At 76.9% G+C, this 15,787-nt stretch carries 17 protein-coding genes; 3 read left to right on the forward strand and 14 right to left on the reverse strand.

Going from position 1 to position 15,787, the window contains the following annotated elements; translation table 11 throughout:
• The 4 genes from GTR02_RS11870 to GTR02_RS22415 all read right to left on the reverse strand — a co-directional run.
• Window positions 1–1,048, reverse strand: a 1,048-nt coding sequence (locus GTR02_RS11870) for a hypothetical protein (protein WP_166607709.1), incomplete at its 3' end; no start/stop codon positions are given.
• Complete coding sequence (gene shbA / locus GTR02_RS11875) at window positions 1,045–1,629, reverse strand: RNA polymerase sigma factor ShbA (protein WP_205709108.1); 585 nt, start codon at window positions 1,627–1,629, stop codon at window positions 1,045–1,047. The genes shbA and GTR02_RS11870, both read right to left, overlap by 4 nt.
• A gap of 97 nt (window positions 1,630–1,726) precedes the next feature.
• A complete protein-coding gene (locus tag GTR02_RS11880) occupies window positions 1,727–2,338 on the reverse strand; it encodes a response regulator transcription factor (protein ID WP_166607710.1) in 612 nt (203 codons plus the stop codon).
• A gap of 202 nt (window positions 2,339–2,540) precedes the next feature.
• Complete coding sequence (locus tag GTR02_RS22415; protein WP_338073768.1) at window positions 2,541–3,620, reverse strand: MerR family transcriptional regulator; 1,080 nt, start codon at window positions 3,618–3,620, stop codon at window positions 2,541–2,543.
• A gap of 290 nt (window positions 3,621–3,910) precedes the next feature.
• Between GTR02_RS22415 and GTR02_RS11890 the strand changes: the two genes are divergently transcribed.
• Window positions 3,911–4,213 (forward strand): WhiB family transcriptional regulator, encoded by a 303-nt coding sequence (locus GTR02_RS11890; RefSeq protein WP_166607711.1) that lies wholly within the window; start codon window positions 3,911–3,913, stop codon window positions 4,211–4,213.
• Between the two features lie 108 nt (window positions 4,214–4,321).
• Here GTR02_RS11890 and groL read toward each other — a convergent pair whose 3' ends face one another.
• Window positions 4,322–5,935 carry a chaperonin GroEL gene (gene groL / locus GTR02_RS11895; RefSeq protein ID WP_166607712.1) on the reverse strand — a complete coding sequence of 538 codons (1,614 nt, stop codon included), beginning with the start codon at window positions 5,933–5,935 and terminating at the stop codon, window positions 4,322–4,324.
• Window positions 5,936–6,055: 120 nt separating this feature from the next.
• Window positions 6,056–6,352: a co-chaperone GroES gene (groES, locus tag GTR02_RS11900; protein WP_166607713.1), complete on the reverse strand. Its 297-nt coding sequence runs from the start codon at window positions 6,350–6,352 to the stop codon at window positions 6,056–6,058.
• A gap of 222 nt (window positions 6,353–6,574) precedes the next feature.
• Between groES and GTR02_RS11905 the strand changes: the two genes are divergently transcribed.
• The gene (locus GTR02_RS11905) at window positions 6,575–7,783 is read left to right on the forward strand and encodes a THUMP-like domain-containing protein (protein WP_166607714.1); all 1,209 of its coding nucleotides are present in this window, start codon (window positions 6,575–6,577) and stop codon (window positions 7,781–7,783) included.
• On the opposite strand, the gene rimI is transcribed toward GTR02_RS11905, so the two are convergent.
• From rimI to tsaB, 3 genes are all read right to left on the reverse strand, one after another.
• Complete coding sequence (gene rimI, locus GTR02_RS11910; protein ID WP_166607715.1) at window positions 7,755–8,210, reverse strand: ribosomal protein S18-alanine N-acetyltransferase; 456 nt, start codon at window positions 8,208–8,210, stop codon at window positions 7,755–7,757. The two genes, GTR02_RS11905 and rimI, sit on opposite strands and share 29 nt — an antisense overlap.
• Window positions 8,211–8,213: 3 nt before the next feature.
• On the reverse strand, window positions 8,214–9,596 hold the full coding sequence (locus GTR02_RS11915) for an MFS transporter (RefSeq protein WP_166607716.1): 1,383 nt from the start codon (window positions 9,594–9,596) through the stop codon (window positions 8,214–8,216).
• Window positions 9,597–9,683: 87 nt separating this feature from the next.
• Window positions 9,684–10,361, reverse strand: coding sequence for a tRNA (adenosine(37)-N6)-threonylcarbamoyltransferase complex dimerization subunit type 1 TsaB (gene tsaB, locus GTR02_RS11920; protein WP_166607717.1), 678 nt, complete (start codon window positions 10,359–10,361; stop codon window positions 9,684–9,686).
• A gap of 23 nt (window positions 10,362–10,384) precedes the next feature.
• Between tsaB and GTR02_RS11925 the strand changes: the two genes are divergently transcribed.
• Entirely contained in the window at window positions 10,385–11,227 is an 843-nt protein-coding gene (locus GTR02_RS11925; protein WP_166607718.1) for a phosphotransferase, read from the forward strand.
• Here GTR02_RS11925 and GTR02_RS11930 read toward each other — a convergent pair.
• The 5 genes from GTR02_RS11930 to GTR02_RS11950 form a co-directional block, all read right to left on the reverse strand.
• On the reverse strand, window positions 11,205–11,981 hold the full coding sequence (locus GTR02_RS11930; protein WP_166607719.1) for an alpha/beta hydrolase: 777 nt from the start codon (window positions 11,979–11,981) through the stop codon (window positions 11,205–11,207). The two genes, GTR02_RS11925 and GTR02_RS11930, sit on opposite strands and share 23 nt — an antisense overlap.
• Complete coding sequence (gene tsaE, locus GTR02_RS11935; RefSeq protein ID WP_166607720.1) at window positions 11,978–12,496, reverse strand: tRNA (adenosine(37)-N6)-threonylcarbamoyltransferase complex ATPase subunit type 1 TsaE; 519 nt, start codon at window positions 12,494–12,496, stop codon at window positions 11,978–11,980. Before tsaE ends, GTR02_RS11930 begins: the two co-directional genes overlap by 4 nt.
• Window positions 12,493–13,536 (reverse strand): alpha/beta fold hydrolase, encoded by a 1,044-nt coding sequence (locus GTR02_RS11940; protein WP_166607721.1) that lies wholly within the window; start codon window positions 13,534–13,536, stop codon window positions 12,493–12,495. Before GTR02_RS11940 ends, tsaE begins: the two co-directional genes overlap by 4 nt.
• The gene (gene alr, locus GTR02_RS11945; protein ID WP_166607722.1) at window positions 13,533–14,714 is read right to left on the reverse strand and encodes an alanine racemase; all 1,182 of its coding nucleotides are present in this window, start codon (window positions 14,712–14,714) and stop codon (window positions 13,533–13,535) included. Before alr ends, GTR02_RS11940 begins: the two co-directional genes overlap by 4 nt.
• A 26-nt stretch (window positions 14,715–14,740) precedes the next feature.
• The coding region (locus tag GTR02_RS11950; RefSeq protein ID WP_166607723.1) for a bifunctional ADP-dependent NAD(P)H-hydrate dehydratase/NAD(P)H-hydrate epimerase at window positions 14,741–15,787 on the reverse strand (1,047 nt) is incomplete at its 5' end.

Here is a 15,787-nt window from a genome sequence, read left to right on the forward strand (position 1 = left end):
CCCCGGGGGTGGGCGTGGCGGCGCCGGAGGTGCCGGGCGACGCGGTCGGGCTGGTGGGCGCGTAGGGCCCGTCGGGCCCGGCGGTCTGCCGCAGGCCCTGGCTGATGACGCCGGGCAGCGTGCTCGACGTCGGGGAGACGAGCGCGGGGTCGACCGTGACGCCCGGCGGGCGCACGGGCCCGTCGAGGGCCTGGGCGACGTCGGCGCCGCGCTCGATGGCCTGCTGCACGGTCGTGGCGAAGGCGTCGGCCTGGGCCGCGAGCTGCACGGAGGCCCCGGAGGCGCGCAGGTCCCCGGCGAGGCGGCGCGCGGCCGCGGCCGCCGCGGCGGCCTTCTCGGGGTCACCCTCGGTGGCCTGCTCGGTGAGGCGGCGCAGGGCACTCTCGGCGCGGTCCTCGGGGGTCCCCGTGAGCCAGGACGTGAAGGTGCCGCCGAGGCGGAAGCCCGGCGCCCCGTCGCCGCCGGCGATCGGCTCGGCCGCGGCGGAGCCGGTGACGTCGGCGCCGCCGGTCGCGGCGACGGCGGCGGTGCCGCCGAACAGGGCGAGCACGGCGCAGGCCGCGGCGGTGCCGCGACCGAGGCGCTCGACGGTCCGGCGCCGGGCGAGCAGGACGCGCGGGGCGTCGGGCGAGGTGGCGGTGGCGGGCGGCTCGCCGGGCAGGTCCTCGACGCGCGGCAGCTCCAGGCCGCGCACGCCCGCGGTCTCGGGGTCGGCGTGGAGCGCGTAGCGGTCGAGCAGCAGGGACACGGCGTCGCGCAGGTCGCCGTCGGTCGCCTCGTGGCGGCCGAGCCGGTCCAGGAGCGCGTCGGTGGCCAGGAGGTCCGGCACGGTCGGCAGGCCCGCGTCGGGCAGGAGGGCGTCGCGCAGGTGCCCGTCGCGCAGGTGCCCGTCGCGCAGGTGGCCGTCACGCAGGTGGCCGGCGCGGACGTCGCGCAGGTGCCCGTCGCGGAGGTGGCCGCGGTCGGTGCCCCGGGGACCCTTGAACAGGTCGGGACCCTCGGGCAGGTCGGGGCATTCCGGCAGGTCGGGGCCGTCGCCGTCGTTCACGGTGCGACCTCCAGCATCTGCTCGTCGAGGGCGATCTTGCGCAGCCGCTGCATCGCGCGGTGCTGCGCGACGCGGACGGCGCCCGCGGTCATGTCCAGCGCGCGGCCGGTCTCCTCGGCCGACATCCCGGCCCCGACGCGCAGCGTGATGATCTCCCGCAGCTTGGGCGGGAGGTGGTCGAGCAGGCGGCCCACGGTCGCCGCGTCGAAGGAGTCCATGGCGAGCTGCTCGGGCCCCGGTTCGGGCGTCGCCGCGTCCGGGACCTCGTCGGTGGGCACCGGTGCCCGGTAGGAGGCCCGCTGCGCGTCCGCGACCTTGTTGGCCGCGATGCGGTACACGAACGCCTCGAAGGGGCGACCCGTGTCCTTGTAGCGGGGCAGGGCCGTCAGCACGGCGATGCAGACCTCCTGTGCCGCGTCTTCGGCGGCGTGATCGGCTCCGGGCAGTCGCCCGAGCCTGGCCCGGCAGTAACGGTGGACGAGGCGGCGCACCGCGGCCAGGAGGTCGGCGACGGCGCCCTGTTCCCCCGACAGGGCGCGCGTCGCCAGTTCCTGGAGCCCCCCGGCATCCACTGGGGACATCGCTGGGGGCCGGGGCGGTGTTACACCGCCGCCGGAACGCCGTTCGGCGTCTGCAACGGGCGGGCCACCGGCCTCTTCGCCCCCAGGGCTCACGCCTCTACCGTACGAGGCCCCAGCGGAATCCCACAGCCACGGCCTGTGCGCGGTCGGCGGCGTCCAGCTTGCGGAACAACCTCCGGGCGTGCGTCTTCACCGTGTCCTCGGACAGGAACAGCTCCCGGCCGATCTCCGCGTTGCTGCGGCCCCGGCTCATGCCGACGAGGACCTGCTGCTCCCGCTCGGTCAGGACCGGCGCCCGGCCGGTGAGGACCGCGCGGGTGCGGTTGCCCCCGCGACGGCGCGAGACGTCCTGCAGGGCCTGCAGGACGGCCGTCGCGAGCTCCTCGCGGGACACGTCCTTGACCAGGTAGCCGCGGGCGCCGGAGGCCACGGCACGAGCCACGCCGTCACCGTCCTCCGCCATCGTGGCCATGAGGACGTTCGCCTCGGGATGACGGGCGAGCAGCCGGCGAGCGGCCTCCACGCCCCCGATCCCGGGCATGCGGACGTCCATGATGACGAGGGAGGGCCGTTCGACGGGCCACCTCGTCAGGGCTTCTTCTCCGGAGGACGCGCCGACCACGCGTGTCACGCCGGGCACCGCGGCGACCATGCGCCGCATCGCCTCGCGTGCCAGCGGGAGGTCGTCGCAGACCAGGACCGTTGCCACCGCCTACCTCTTCCCTGTGTGGTGGAGCGGGTCCGTCCGTGGACCCGCTGCGACGCTCCGAGAGCGCCACAGGGTGAGTGTCGGCAGGTCCAGGGGGTGACCTGAGCCCGGTGTGCGGTCGGCTCCCGTTGCCAGCCGGGTGTCGGCCCGCCCGCGGTGGACATCGGGCGGTGAGGTCAGGCGGTGGCGTCGAGGGGTGGCGTCAGGCGAGGACGGCGCCCGCGCACCGCGCGACCGCGTCGGCCAGCGACGCGGCCCGCACGCACGACGGCGGGACGACCGGCGGCCAGCCGGGCCCCAGGAGGACGACGAGGGGCGCGGGCCGCACCGCGAGCAGGGCGTCGAGCTCGCCCGCGGCCGTGCGCCGGGACGCGTGCAGCAGGACGGCGGGCGGGGCGTCGCGCCGCACCGCCGCGGCCAGCAGCCGGGCCGGCACCCCGGCGCCGGCGGTGCGGGACGGGAGGTCGCGCTCCGCGAGCGCGGCCGTCGCGGCCCGCAGCAGGAGGCCGCCCGCCTCCCCCGTGGTGCCGGCCAGCAGGACGGCGCGCGCGGTCGTGCCGACGGCCCCGACGTGCAGGGCGCTCGCGACGGCCGCGGCGGTGGCCTCGTCGCCGCCGGCGAGGGCGGGCTGCAGGACCTCGTCCCAGGCGCGCGCCGCACCGCGCTCGCGGACCGCGTCGGTGAACCGGGCCGCGGCCGCCGGCGACACCCCGGGGCGCTGCTGCGCGGGCACGCGCGCCGCCGCGTCCTGCGCCGCGGGGGCCACCGGTGCGCGCCCGGCGGACCCCGGCGAGGCCGTGACCGCGCGGCGGGCCTCGGCGTCCTCGACCGCGGCCCGCTCGACGGCGTCGGCGCGGTCGGACGCCAGCCGGTCGAGGTCGTCGCGGTCCCAGACCCCCGCGAGCGGGTCGGCGGCCAGCTCGGGCCCCGCGATGGCCGCGGCGTCGGTGACGGCGGCCTGCACGACGGAGGCGGGGATCGTCGCGACGCTGGCGAGGGCGAAGCCGCCGTCGGCCACCGCGGTCGTCGAGGCGATCGCGGCCGCCTCGGCGGGGGCCACGCCCTCCAGCGTGAGGCGGCGCATGACCACGAGGCGCGCGAGGTCGGTCGCGGAGTAGCGCCGGTGCGCACCGGCGGTGTGCTCGGAGGGCCCCAGGCCGTAGCGCCGGTCCCAGGTGCGCAGGGTCGCCGGGGCGACGCCGAGCCGTCGCGCCACGGCGGCGACGGTCAGCGTCATGCGGGGGGAGGCGCGGGGTCCGACCTCCTCGGGCGACGAGGGCACCTCCGGAGTGTCGCAACCCGGGGGCCCGGCTGCCACTCCATCCGGCGATCTCGTGGACGGGAGGTTGTTCAGCGTTGTTCACCCCGGGTGCGCTGCGCGCTCTCCGCAGGGGGCTGCTGTCCTCCGCCCGCGTGCCACGGACCGGCCCTCGCCGCACCCGGAACGACGCGACGACCTGAACAACCTCGGGCCAGGGGGTTGAACAACTTCTGGCGCGGTTGTAGCGTCAGCCTCGTCTTCACCGCCCCGCCTCGGCAGCGGACCCGAACACCTGCTTCAAGGAGCGCACCATGGCTGAGATCTCCCGTCTTCCCGGGCCCGTCGCCGACATCTGGGAGTGGCAGCTCGAAGGTTCGTGCCGCGACGTCGACCCCACGCTCTTCTTCCACCCCGAGGGCGAGCGCGGCCCGGCCCGCCGCAACCGCGACGCCGCGGCCCAGGCCGTCTGCGCCGGCTGCCCCGTCGTCGAGGCGTGCCGCCAGCACGCGCTGAAGGTGCGCGAGCCCTACGGCGTCTGGGGCGGCCTGACCGAGGACGACCGCGAGGCCATCTACTCCACCGAGCGTCGCCGCACCCTCCGCATCGCGAGCTGAGGACGCACCCGCTCCGTCCAGCTCAGCGCGGCGCGTGGTGCGCACCGGACGCCGAAGAGGCCCGGCCCCCCAGGGGGCCGGGCCTCTCGTCGTGCGGGGAGGGACCGGTCAGTGGCCGTGGCCGTGGCCGTGGCCCGTGTCGGGCTCCTCCTCCTTCTTCTCGACGACGAGCGTGTCGGTGGTGAGCACCATCGACGCGATCGAGGCGGCGTTGCGCAGCGCGGAGCGCGTCACCTTCACCGGGTCGATGACGCCGGCCGCGAGCAGGTCGACGTACTCGTCGGTCGCGGCGTTGAGGCCGTGGCCGGCCTCGAGGCCGCGGACCTTCTCCACGACGACGTAGCCCTCGTGGCCCGCGTTCTCCGCGATCCAGCGCAGCGGCTCGCTGGCCGCCTTGCGGACCAGGCGCACGCCCGTGGCCTCGTCGCCGGTCCTGCCGAGGTCGCCCTCGAGCACGGAGACGGCGTGCACCAGGGCGCTGCCGCCGCCCGCGACGATGCCCTCCTCGATCGCGGCGCGCGTCGCGGAGACGGCGTCCTCGATGCGGTGCTTCTTCTCCTTGAGCTCGACCTCGGTGTGCGCGCCGACCTTGATGACGACGACGCCGCCGGCGAGCTTCGCGAGCCGCTCCTGCAGCTTCTCGCGGTCCCAGTCGGAGTCCGTGCGCTCGATCTCGGCCTTGATCTGCGCGACGCGGCCGGCGACCTCGCCCGAGTCGCCGTTGCCGTCGACGAGGGTGGTGTCGTCCTTGGTCACGACGATGCGGCGCGCGGTGCCGAGCACCTCGAGGCCGACGCCGTCGAGCTTGAGGCCGACCTCCTCGGCCACGACCTGCGCGCCCGTGAGCGTCGCGATGTCGCCGAGGATCGCCTTGCGGCGGTCGCCGAAGCCGGGGGCCTTGACGGCGACGGCGTTGAAGGTGCCGCGGATCTTGTTCACGACCAGGGTCGAGAGGGCTTCCCCGTCGACGTCCTCGGCGATGATCAGCAGCGGCTTGGAGGCCTGCAGGACCTTCTCCAGGAGCGGCAGCAGGTCGCCGACCGTGGAGATCTTGCCCTGGACGACGAGCACGTAGGCGTCCTCGAGGACGGCCTCCTGGCGCTCGGCGTCGGTGACGAAGTAGGGCGAGATGTAGCCCTTGTCGAACTGCATGCCCTCGGTGAAGTCCAGCTCCAGCGTGGTCGTGGAGGCTTCCTCGACCGTGATGACGCCGTCCTTGCCGACCTTGTCGAACGCCTCGGCCAGCAGGTCGCCGACACCGGCGTCCTGGGCGGAGATCGTCGCGACGTGGGCGATGTCGCCCTTGCCGTCGACGTCGCGCGCCATCTCGAGCAGCTTGGTGTTCACGGCGTCGACGGCCGCGTCGATGCCGCGCTTGAGGCCGGCCGGAGCCGCCCCGGCCGCGACGTTGCGCAGGCCCTCGTGCACGAGCGCCTGGGCCAGCACGGTCGCGGTGGTGGTGCCGTCACCGGCGACGTCGTTCGTCTTGGTGGCGACCTCCTTCGCGAGCTGCGCGCCGAGGTTCTCGTAGGGGTCCTCGAGCTCGATCTCGCGGGCGATGGTGACGCCGTCGTTCGTGATCGTCGGCGCCCCCCACTTCTTGTCGATGACGACGTTGCGGCCCTTGGGGCCGAGCGTCACCTTGACGGCGTTCGCGAGCGCGTCCACGCCCCGCTCGAGGGAGCGGCGGGCGGAGTCGTCGAACTGCAGCGTCTTGGCCATGGGTGCGGGTGGTCCTTCCGGTTCTCGGGGTGGTGCGAGACCGACGACGCCCCGGGACCCCGTACGGGTTCCCAGGGCGTCGTCGTGCAGCGACTCAGCGGGCCGTGAGGCCTGCTCGAGCTACTTGGTGACCTTGGCGAGCACGTCGCGCGCCGAGAGGATCAGCAGCTCGTCGCCGCCGTACTTCACCTCGGTGCCGCCGTACTTGGAGTAGATGACCTTGTCGCCGACGGTGACGTCGACGGGAACGCGGTTCCCGTTGTCGTCGACGCGCCCGGGACCGACGGCCAGGACCTCGCCCTCCTGGGGCTTCTCCTTGGCCGTGTCCGGGATGACGAGACCGGAAGCGGTCGTCTGCTCCGCGTCCAGCGGCTTGACGACGATGCGGTCCTCGAGCGGCGTGATGGAGACCGACACGTGCGGCCCTCCCCTTCTGCAGAACGTCGATGCGGATGGCGGTCGGACACGAGGAGGCGGGACGCACGTCGTCGCGGGTGCCGGGCGGCGCCGCCTCGCGGGGGTTGGCACTCCCACGGGGAGAGTGCCACCGACGCTGGCGCCGACGCTAGCACTCCCGCCTCCCGAGTGCCAGGCGCCCTGCGCTGCGGCGCTCGTCCGCCTGCTGGCAGCATCGCGGGTGTGGAGCTCGCCGACGTCGACGCCCTGACGTCACCGGCCGGGCGCTCGGCCCTGGCGGCCGTCGCCGCGGCGGGCGACGCCGACCCCCTCGTCCTGGGTCAGCGGCTGCGCGCCGAGGGGCACGAGGCCGCGCTCGTCGCCGCCGCCATGACCCAGGCCCGGCTGCGGGGCCGCGCCCGCGCGAAGCTCGGGCCGCGCGCGGACCGGCTGCTCCTGACCGCGCCGGGCGCCGAGCAGGCCACGCGCGCGGCCGTCGCCGCCGGGCACGCGCACCGCTTCGCCGCCGCGGGCCTCGACCGGGTGGCCGACCTGGGCTGCGGGATCGGCGCCGACGCGCTCGCGCTGCTCGACGCGGGGCTGAGCGTGCTGGCGGTCGACGCGGACCCCCTGACCGCGGCCGTCGCGGCGCACAACCTCGCCGACGCCGTCGCCGCGGGCCGCGCCGAGGTGCGCTGCGCCGACGTCACCGCGGGCGTGGTGGACGAGCTGGGCGCGGGCGACGGCGCGTGGTTCGACCCGGCGCGCCGGACCTCGTCGGGGCGGCGGGTGTTCGACCCCGAGGCCGTCTCACCGCCGCTGTCGTTCGTCCTCGCGACCGCGGACCGCGTCCCCGCGACGGGTGCGAAGCTCGCGCCGGGCCTCCCGCACGCGCTCGTGCCCGCGGGGGCCGAGGCGCAGTGGACGTCGGTGGACGGCGACGTCGTGGAGTGCGCCCTGTGGACGGGGCCGCTCGCTCGCCCCGGGGTGCACCGCAGCGCGCGGCTGCTGCGCGGCGGGCGCGAGCTGCGGCTCGACGACACGGCCGCCTCGCGCACGGACGTGGGCGACGTCGGCGCCTACCTGCACGAGCCGGACGGCGCGGTGATCCGCGCGGGCCTGGTCGGCGCGGTGGTCGCCGAGCTCGACGGCCGGCTGGTCGACGAGACGATCGCCTACGTCACCACCGACTCCCCCGCGACGTCGCCGTTCGCGCGCGCCTTCCGCGTCGAGGACGTCATGCCGTTCGGGCTCAAGGCGCTGCGCAGCCGGCTGCGCGCGCTCGACGTCGGCACCCTGACGGTGAAGAAGCGCGGCACGGCCGTCGACCCGGACGACCTGCGCCGGCGGCTCGGCCTGCGCGGCCGCGGGAGCGCCACGATCGTCCTGACCCGGCTGCGGGGCCGGCAGAGCGTGCTGCTGGTCAGCGACGTCGCAGCGCCGCCCGCATGACCACCGCGTCGACGTCGCCGGGCTGGTAGTAGCGGGCGCGCCGCGCGATCTGCTCGAAGCCCTCGGAGCGGTACAGCGCCTGCGCCGCGTCGTTGTCGGCGCGCACCTCCAGCACGGCGCGCGTCGCGCCGGCCGACGCGGCGGCGTCCAGCAGGGCCCGCAGCAGGCGACGACCGGTGCCGCGGCCCTGCCCCGCGGCCGCGACCCCGAGCGTCTGCACGTCGGCGTCGGCCCCCGTGACCATCACCCCGCCGTAGCCGACCACGACGTCGGCGTCCTCCGCCACGACGTAGCGGCGGTTCGGCTGGGCGAGCTCACCCCAGAACGTCTCCAGCGACCACGCCGTCGGCCCGAACAGCTCGTGCTCGAGCGCGTGCACCGCGGCGAGGTCCCACCACCGCAGGGGGCGCAGGGCGAGGTCGGCCACGGGTCAGCTCTTCGCTGCCCGCTCCTCGCGCTGCACCTCGAGCAGCTTGTCGCCCGCGAGGCGGAAGCGCTTGGTGCCGTACATGAGCGCCGCCGCCAGGAACGGGAGGACGGCGAGGGCGTACAGGCCCGCGGCGTCGTTGGGCGCCGAGTCGGAGCCGAAGGAGGTCGCGACCGCGTCCCGCATGATGGGGGCGACGAAACCCCCGAGGTTGCCGAGGGAGTTGATGAGCCCGATGCCCGCGGCAGCCGCGGTGCCGGTGAGGAAGGCCGTCGGGTAGGACCACGAGATCGGGCCGATGGAGAGGAACGAGCAGACCGCGAGGGTGATGAAGACGAGGGACAGGGCGTTCTGACCGTTGGCGCCGGTCCATGCGGACAGGGCGATGGCTACGCCCGTGGAGACGAACAGCAGCGTTCCCAGGGTGCGGCGGCGACGGATCGTGTTCGCGGCGCGGCCGATCGAGTAGCACGCGAAGATCCCGAAGAACCACGGGATCGCCGTGACCAGCCCGACGGCGAGGCCCACCTTGGTGTCCAGCAGCCCGGCCACCTGCAGCGGCAGGTTGAACGTGACGCCGTAGACGGCGATCTGCAGGCAGAAGTAGATGATGGTGAAGTACCAGACCCGGCCGTTGCGCATCGCGGCAAGGATGCCCTTCGGGCCCTCCTCGTGCTTGACCTCGTCCTCGTCGGCCATGACGTCGCGCAGAGCGCGCTTCTCGTCGGCGTCGAGGAACGTCGCGTCCTGCGGGGAGTTGATGAGGAAGAAGTACGCCGCGACCCCGGCGAGGACCGCGAGCATGCCCTCGACGAAGAACATCATCTGCCAGCCGGTCGCGAAGGAGACGCTCGAGTCCCCCAGCGCGATGAGCGCCCCGGAGAGCGGGGCACCGATCATCTGGGAGAAGGGCTGCGCGAGGTAGAAGATGGCGAACAGCCGCACGCGCTCGCGGTTCGGGAACCACGCGGCGAGGAACATGATGATGCCGGGGAACAGGCCGGCCTCGGTGACGCCGAGCAGGAAGCGCAGCACGATGAACGACGTCGGACCCTGCACGAAGGCGAAGGCCGCGGAGACCAGCCCCCACGTGATGGCGATGCGCGCGAGCCATGCCTTGGCCCCGAAGCGCTGCAGCGCCAGGTTGCTCGGGATCTCGAAGATCGCGTAGCCGATGAAGAAGATGCCCGCACCGAAGGCGTAGGCGGCCGTGCTGATCCCGCGGTCGACCTCGAGGGAGTCGGCGGCGAAACCCACGTTGGTTCGGTCGAGGAACGCCACCACGTAGAGGATGACGAGCATCGGCATGAGCCGGCGGGACGCCTTGGAGATGGCGGAGCGCAGGACGGGTGAGGCGAGCAGCTCGTGGCTGGACTGCGTCGACATGGAGCGCTCCCCGGTGAGCCGGTGGTCAGGACGCCTCGAACCCTGGGACTCCGGGCAGGCCCTGTCAAACCGGGAGCCGGGCGGCCCTCAGCCGGTGACGCGCTTGCGGGCGCCGGGTTCGGTCGCGTCCGGGCGGCGCAGGTAGAGCGGTTCCACGGGCAGGAGGCCGGGCCCGCCACGGCCCGCGAGGGCGTCGGCGGCCACCGCGGCGAGGTACCCGGCGTCGACGTCGGAGGGTCCCGTGGCCGGGCCCAGGGCGTCGGGGTACAGCGCGCTGCCCCGTCCGACGACGACGACCCCGGCGCGCTCGACCGCGCCGGGGTGGCCGACGTCCGGCCCCGCGAGGCGCTGCAGCCCGGCGTCGGCGGCGAGGTAGCGGGCCGTGTGCACCTCGCGGCGGCGGGCGTCGGTGGCCACGAGGAACGCGGTGCCGCGCGGCGCGCGCCCGTCGGCCACGGCCTCCGCCGCGAGCGCGTCGAGCGAGCAGACGCCGTGCACCGCGGCCCCCCACGCGAGGGCCAGCGTGCGGGCGGTGACGATCCCGACGCGGAGCCCGGTGAAGGGGCCGGGCCCGACCCCGACCACGACGTCGGTGACCTCCGCGCGCTCGCGGCCCGCGGCCTCGAGCACGGACGCCACCGTGGGCACGAGGACCTCGTTGTGGTGGCGCGCGTCCCCCGCGCGCAGGCTCGCGAGCACGCGCTCGCCGTCGTGCAGCGCGACCGCGACGCCGTCGGTCGCGGTGTCCAGGGCGAGCAGCAGCACGTGGCCACCCTAGGCTCTGGGACGTGCCGGGCCCCGCAGCGCACCCGAGGCACCCCGCGCTCGCGTGGGCCGCGGAGCACGTCGAGCCCGCGGGCCCGCCGGTGCTCGTCAAGGAGCGGGCGTGGTCGACGGTCTGGCGGCTGCCGGTCGCGGGCGGGGACGCGTGGCTCAAGGCCTGCCCGCCGCCCACGGCCCACGAGGTGCGCCTGCTGCCGGCCCTCGTGCGCTGGGGCGTGCCGCACGTCCTGGGCCCGCTCGCGACCGAGCCCGACCGCGGCTGGCTGCTGCTGCCCGACGGGGGCCCGTCCGTGCGGGACACGGGCGACGACGCCGCGTGGCCCGCGGCGCTCGCCGGCTGCGCGCAGCTGCAGCGCGCGACGTCCGGCCACGTCGCGGAGCTCCTCGCGCTGGGGGTGCCGGACGCGCGGCCCGCCGTGCTCGCCGACGTGGCCGCCGACCTCGTCGACCGGTGCGCACCGCACCTGCGGGGGGTGCTGCCGCGCGTCGCGGACGAGGCCGCCGAGCTCGGGGCGCTCGGGCCCGCACCGACGCTGCAGCACGACGACCTGCACCCGGGCAACGTCTTCGCCCGCGGGCTGCGGCTCTTCGACTGGGGCGACGCCTGCGTCGGGCACCCCTTCGCCAGCCTGCTCGTCGCCGAGCGCGAGGAGCACCGCGACGCGGACCGGGCCGCCTACCTGCAGGGCTGGGGACCGGTCGCGCCGCGGGCCGTCGAGCTCGCCGTGCGGCTGGCCGCGGTCAGCCGCGCCGCGTCCTGGGACCGCGCGCTGGCGTCGGTGCCCGTCCCGCCCGCGCGGTTCGCCGGCGCGGCGGCGCAGTGGCTCAGCCGGCTGCGGCGGCCGTGAGCCGCCGCACGAACCGCACCGACTCCGCGAACGCCGCGGGCGCGTCGTGGTCCAGCGTGAGGACGTGGAAGCTGTTGCCGTAGACGACCTCGGTGACGTCGGTGGACGCAATGCCCGCCAGGACCCGGGCGCTGGAGAGGGCCGGCACGACGTGGTCGACCTCGGTGCGCAGCAGCAGGACGGGCTGCCGCACGAGCCCGAGGTCGGCGCGGACCCGGCGCCAGCCGCGGGTCTGCGACATGAGGGCCCGCAGGGGCGTGCGGTCGTAGGCCACCTCGTGGGCGGTCGGGTCCTTCAGGTCGCCGGCGATGGCCGGCCAGGTGCGGGCGAACCGGCCGAAGGTCGCGGCCGGCAGGGCCCGGTGGGCCTCCAGCGCGACCGCCGGGTTCGCCAGCACGAGGCCGTCCACCAGGCCGGGGTGCAGCTGGGCCAGGCGCAGCGCGAGCGCGCCGCCCATCGAGATGCCGGCCACGACCACCACGCGGTGCCGCTCCCGCAGCGCCGCGAGCGGCGGCTGGAGCGCGGCCACCCAGTCCGCCCAGGTGGACCGGTTGGCGTCCTCGAGGCTCGTGCCGTGCCCGGGCAGGCGGGGCACGTCGGCGCTGCAGCCGGCGGCGACGAACGCCTCCGCCCAGCCGCGGACGCTCTGCGGGGTGCTGGAGAAGCCGTGCACGACGAGCACGGCGGTGTCGGCGCCGGGCGTCAGACGGGTCCAGGGCTGGGCGCGCTCGCTGGTGAACGCTTCGACGGTCATGTCAGCAAGCCTGCCAGGTCGACCGCCGACCAGCGCTCTCCGTGAGCGGTCAACGACACGGAGCGAGGTTCGACGGGTACCTCGTCCGGGTGACCGGCGGCCGCGCCGGCACCGTGCGGCCGCAGCAGGCCGATCTCGAGCCGGTCCCCCGCCAGGTCCTCGACGAGCCCCGCACCCCACTCCACGACGGACACCGCCTCGCCGGCCGAGGCCTCGAGGTCCAGGTCCTCCACCTCGGCCAGCGAGCCGAGGCGGTAGGCGTCGACGTGCACGAGCGGCGGCCCGCCGCGCAGCGACGGGTGCACCCGGGCGATGACGAACGTCGGGGAGGTCACGGGCCCCCGCACCCCGAGCCCGTCGGCGAGGCCCTGGGTGAGCGTCGTCTTGCCCGCCCCCAGGTCACCCGACAGGACCAGGAGGTCCCCCGCCCGCAGCAGCGCACCGAGGCGGCGGCCCAGCGCCGCCGTGGCCGCGGCGGTGGCCAGCTGCCCCCGCACGGTCCCCACCCCGCTCACCGGGCCCGCCGCCGGCGCCGGCGCACGACCGGGACGACGACCTCGTGGGCCGGGGCCGGGGCACCGGTCGCCGCCCGGGCGAGCAGCCGCTCGAGGCGGGCCGTGACCAAGGCCGGGTGCTCGAGCATGACGAGGTGGCCCGCGCTGCGGACCAGGACGTGCTCCGCGCCGGGGATCGCGTCGGCGATCTCCCGGGCGTGCCCGGCCGGCGTCATGAGGTCCCGCTCCGCCGCGACGACGAGCACCGCGCGGCCCGCGAGCGCGGGCAGCGCCTGCCGCTCGTCGAGCTGACCGAAGGCGGGCAGGAAGTCGGCGATGACCTCCACGGAGGTCTCGGCCATCATCCGGGCGGCGAGGCGCACGAGCTCCGGGGCGACGGGCGTGGCGAACGACCAGTGCCGCACCAGGCGCTGCTCGAGGTCGGCCCCGGCCCGGCGGCCCTGCTCCAGCACCGCGGCCCGGCCGGCGGCCCGGTCCAGGGCGACCTCCGCCCAGCGGACGAGGTGGTGCCCGAGCAGCGGCAGCCCGTGGTCGACGGCCGCGAGGCCGCCCGAGCTGGTCGCCACGAGAGCCACGGCCGTGGTGCGGTCGAGCAGGTCGGGCCGGCGCACGGCCAGCTCCATGATCGTCATGCCGCCCAGCGAGTGCCCGACGAGCGCCAGGGGCCCGGTGGGCGCGACGGCGTCCAGCACCGCGCCGAGGTCGTCGGCCAGCCGGGCGACGCCGGTCGGGCCCAGGGGGCCGCGCTCGGAGCGGCCGTGCCCGCGGTGCTCGGGCAGCAGCAGCCGGTAGCAGCCCCGCAGCGCGAGGCGCTGGAAGTGCCACGCGTCCGCGGTCAGCGCGTAGCCGTGCAGGAGCACGACGGTGGGGGTGCCGGCGGCGGGCGCGGGGTCGGGCTCGTCGACCTCGACGTGCAGCCGGGTGCCGTCGTCGGCCTCCACCTGGACGGGCTTGCCGGCGAGCGACGGGAGCTCCGGACGCCGCGCGTGCTCGCCGCGACGCAGCCGGGTCGCGGTGAACGCGCTGACCTGGGGGCTCACGCGGGCACCCCCGCGGTGCCCGTCCAGCGGCGCGGCACGCGCTCACCCAGGCGGGAGACGACCTCGTAGGAGATGGTCCCCGCGGCCTCGGCCCAGTCCTGGGCGGTCGGCTCGCCCGCGGTCCCGGGACCCAGCACGACGACCTCGTCGCCGGCCGCGGCCGCCGACGCCCCCGGCTCCCCCAGGTCGACGACGAACTGGTCCATGCAGACGCGCCCCGCCACGCGCCGGCGCGCGCCGTCGACGAGCACCTCACCGGCCGAGGACGCGTGCCGCGGGATCCCGTCGGCGTAGCCCAGCGGCACGAGGCCCAGGGTGCTCGCCCGCCCGGTCGTGAAGGTGTGCCCGTAGGACACCCCCGCGCCGGCGGGCACGTGCCGCACGTGTGCCAGGCGCGTGCGCAGCGTGAGGGCGGGGACGAGGCCCAGCTCGGCGGCCGACGCGACCTGCGGTGCGGGGCTCAGGCCGACCACGGCGATGCCGCAGCGCACGAGGTCGTAGCGGGCGGCCGGCACGAGCAGCGCGGCCGCCGAGTTGGCGTGGTGGCGCAGGCCCGGGTCCACCCCCGCCGCGCGGGCGCTCGCGAGCGCCGCCTCGAAGGCGGACAGCTGCGCGGGCACCGACGCCGCACCCGGCTCGTCGGCGCTCGCGAAGTGGCCCCAGGTGCCGCGCACCTCGATCGCGCCGTCGGCGACGCGCTCCGCCACGGCGTTCAGCAGCGCCGGCCACGCGTGCGGCGCGGCGCCGCCCCGCGACAGCCCGGTGTCGACCTCGAGGTGCACGCGCGCGGTCCGCCCGGTCCGGCGCGCCGCGGCGACGACCTCCTCGAGCGCCCAGCCGGCGGCGACCGACACGTCGACGTCGGCCCGGAGCGCGGCGTCCAGGTCGGCGCCGGGCGTGAGGATCCAGGCCAGCACGGGCGCGGCGACCCCGGCGGCGCGCAGCCGCAGCGCCTCCCCGACGTGCGCGACCCCGAGCCAGGAGGCGCCGCCCGCGAGCGCCGCGCGGGCGGTGGGGACGAGCCCGTGCCCGTAGCCGTCGGCCTTGACGACCGCCATCAGCGCGGCGTCGCCCACCGCGGCCGTGAGCACGGCCGCGTTGGCGGCGATGGCGTCGAGGTCCACCACGGCCTCGGCCGCGGCGGTCCCGCCCGGCGCTCCGGGCCCGGCAGCTTCCACGTCGGCGACGGTACTCGGCCGGCCGCTCACCAGCCGGGGAGGCTCGTCAGGGCCGCGGGGAGCGCGTCGGCGACGTCGAGGGCGGCGATCGGGCCGCCGGCGCTCGCGAGCGTCGCGGCCCGGCCGTGCAGGACGGCGACGGCGACGGCGACGTCCACGGCCAGCCCGGGGTCGCCGGCGAGGTCGTCGGCCCGCGCGGCGAGCGCCGCGCCCAGGACCCCCGCGAGGACGTCGCCGGCCCCCGCGGTGCCGAGCCACGCCGGGGCGGCGGCCGCCGTCGCGACGCGGCCCGCGGCGGACACGACGGTCGTCACCGAGCCCTTGACCAGCACCGTCGCCCCGGTGGCCTCGGCGACCACGCGCCCGGCGGCGAGCGGATCGGCCTCGACGGCGGCCCGGTCGACGTCGTGCCCGAGGCTCGCGAGCAGCCGGGAGAGCTCGCCCGCGTGGGGCGTCAGGACGTGCAGCGGGCCGAGCTGCGCGGGCAGGCCGGCGAGGGCGCCCGCGTCCACGACGGCGGGCCGGCCGTCGGCGAGCGCCTCCCGGATCCGCCCGCCCTGCACCTCGTCGTCGGGTGACACCCCGGGCCCGAGGACCCAGGCCTGCACGCGGCCGCCGCCCACCACGGCCTCGGGGCGGCGCTGACGGACGAGCTCGGTGGGGTGCTCGGGGCCGAGGTAGCGGACCATGCCGGCGCCCGCGCGGACGGCGGCCTGGACCGCGAGGACCGCGGCCCCGGTGTAGTCCGGCCCGCCCGCGACGACGCCGACCACCCCGCGCGAGTACTTGTCGTCGCCGGGCCCGGGCCGCCGCCAGCCCCGGGCGACGTCGGCGGGCTCGGCGCGGGTCACCGCGGGGGCGGGCAGCTCGCCCGCGGTGCCGATGTCGACGACCACGAGCCGGCCGCACAGCGGGGCCGCGGGGGCGAGGAGGTGGCAGGGCTTGGCGGTGCCGAAGGTGACGGTGACGTCGGCCGGCAGCACGACGCCGGTCACGGCCCCGGAGTCCGCGGCCAGCCCGCTGGGCAGGTCGACCGCGACGACGGCGGGCCCGCCCGCGGCCGCCGCCGGGAG

Origin of the sequence: Kineococcus siccus (assembly GCF_009906795.1) — a bacterium.
Classification (GTDB): domain Bacteria; phylum Actinomycetota; class Actinomycetes; order Actinomycetales; family Kineococcaceae; genus Kineococcus; species Kineococcus siccus.

Coding starts and splice junctions, on each gene's coding strand:
- GTR02_RS11930 (WP_166607719.1), bottom strand. CDS start 11,981: ATGACCGTCGAAGCGTTCACCAGCGAGCGCGCCCAGCCCTGGACCCGT.
- GTR02_RS11915 (WP_166607716.1), bottom strand. CDS start 9,596: ATGTCGACGCAGTCCAGCCACGAGCTGCTCGCCTCACCCGTCCTGCGC.
- groL (WP_166607712.1), bottom strand. CDS start 5,935: ATGGCCAAGACGCTGCAGTTCGACGACTCCGCCCGCCGCTCCCTCGAG.
- shbA (WP_205709108.1), bottom strand. CDS start 1,629: ATGTCCCCAGTGGATGCCGGGGGGCTCCAGGAACTGGCGACGCGCGCC.
- GTR02_RS11890 (WP_166607711.1), top strand. CDS start 3,911: ATGGCTGAGATCTCCCGTCTTCCCGGGCCCGTCGCCGACATCTGGGAG.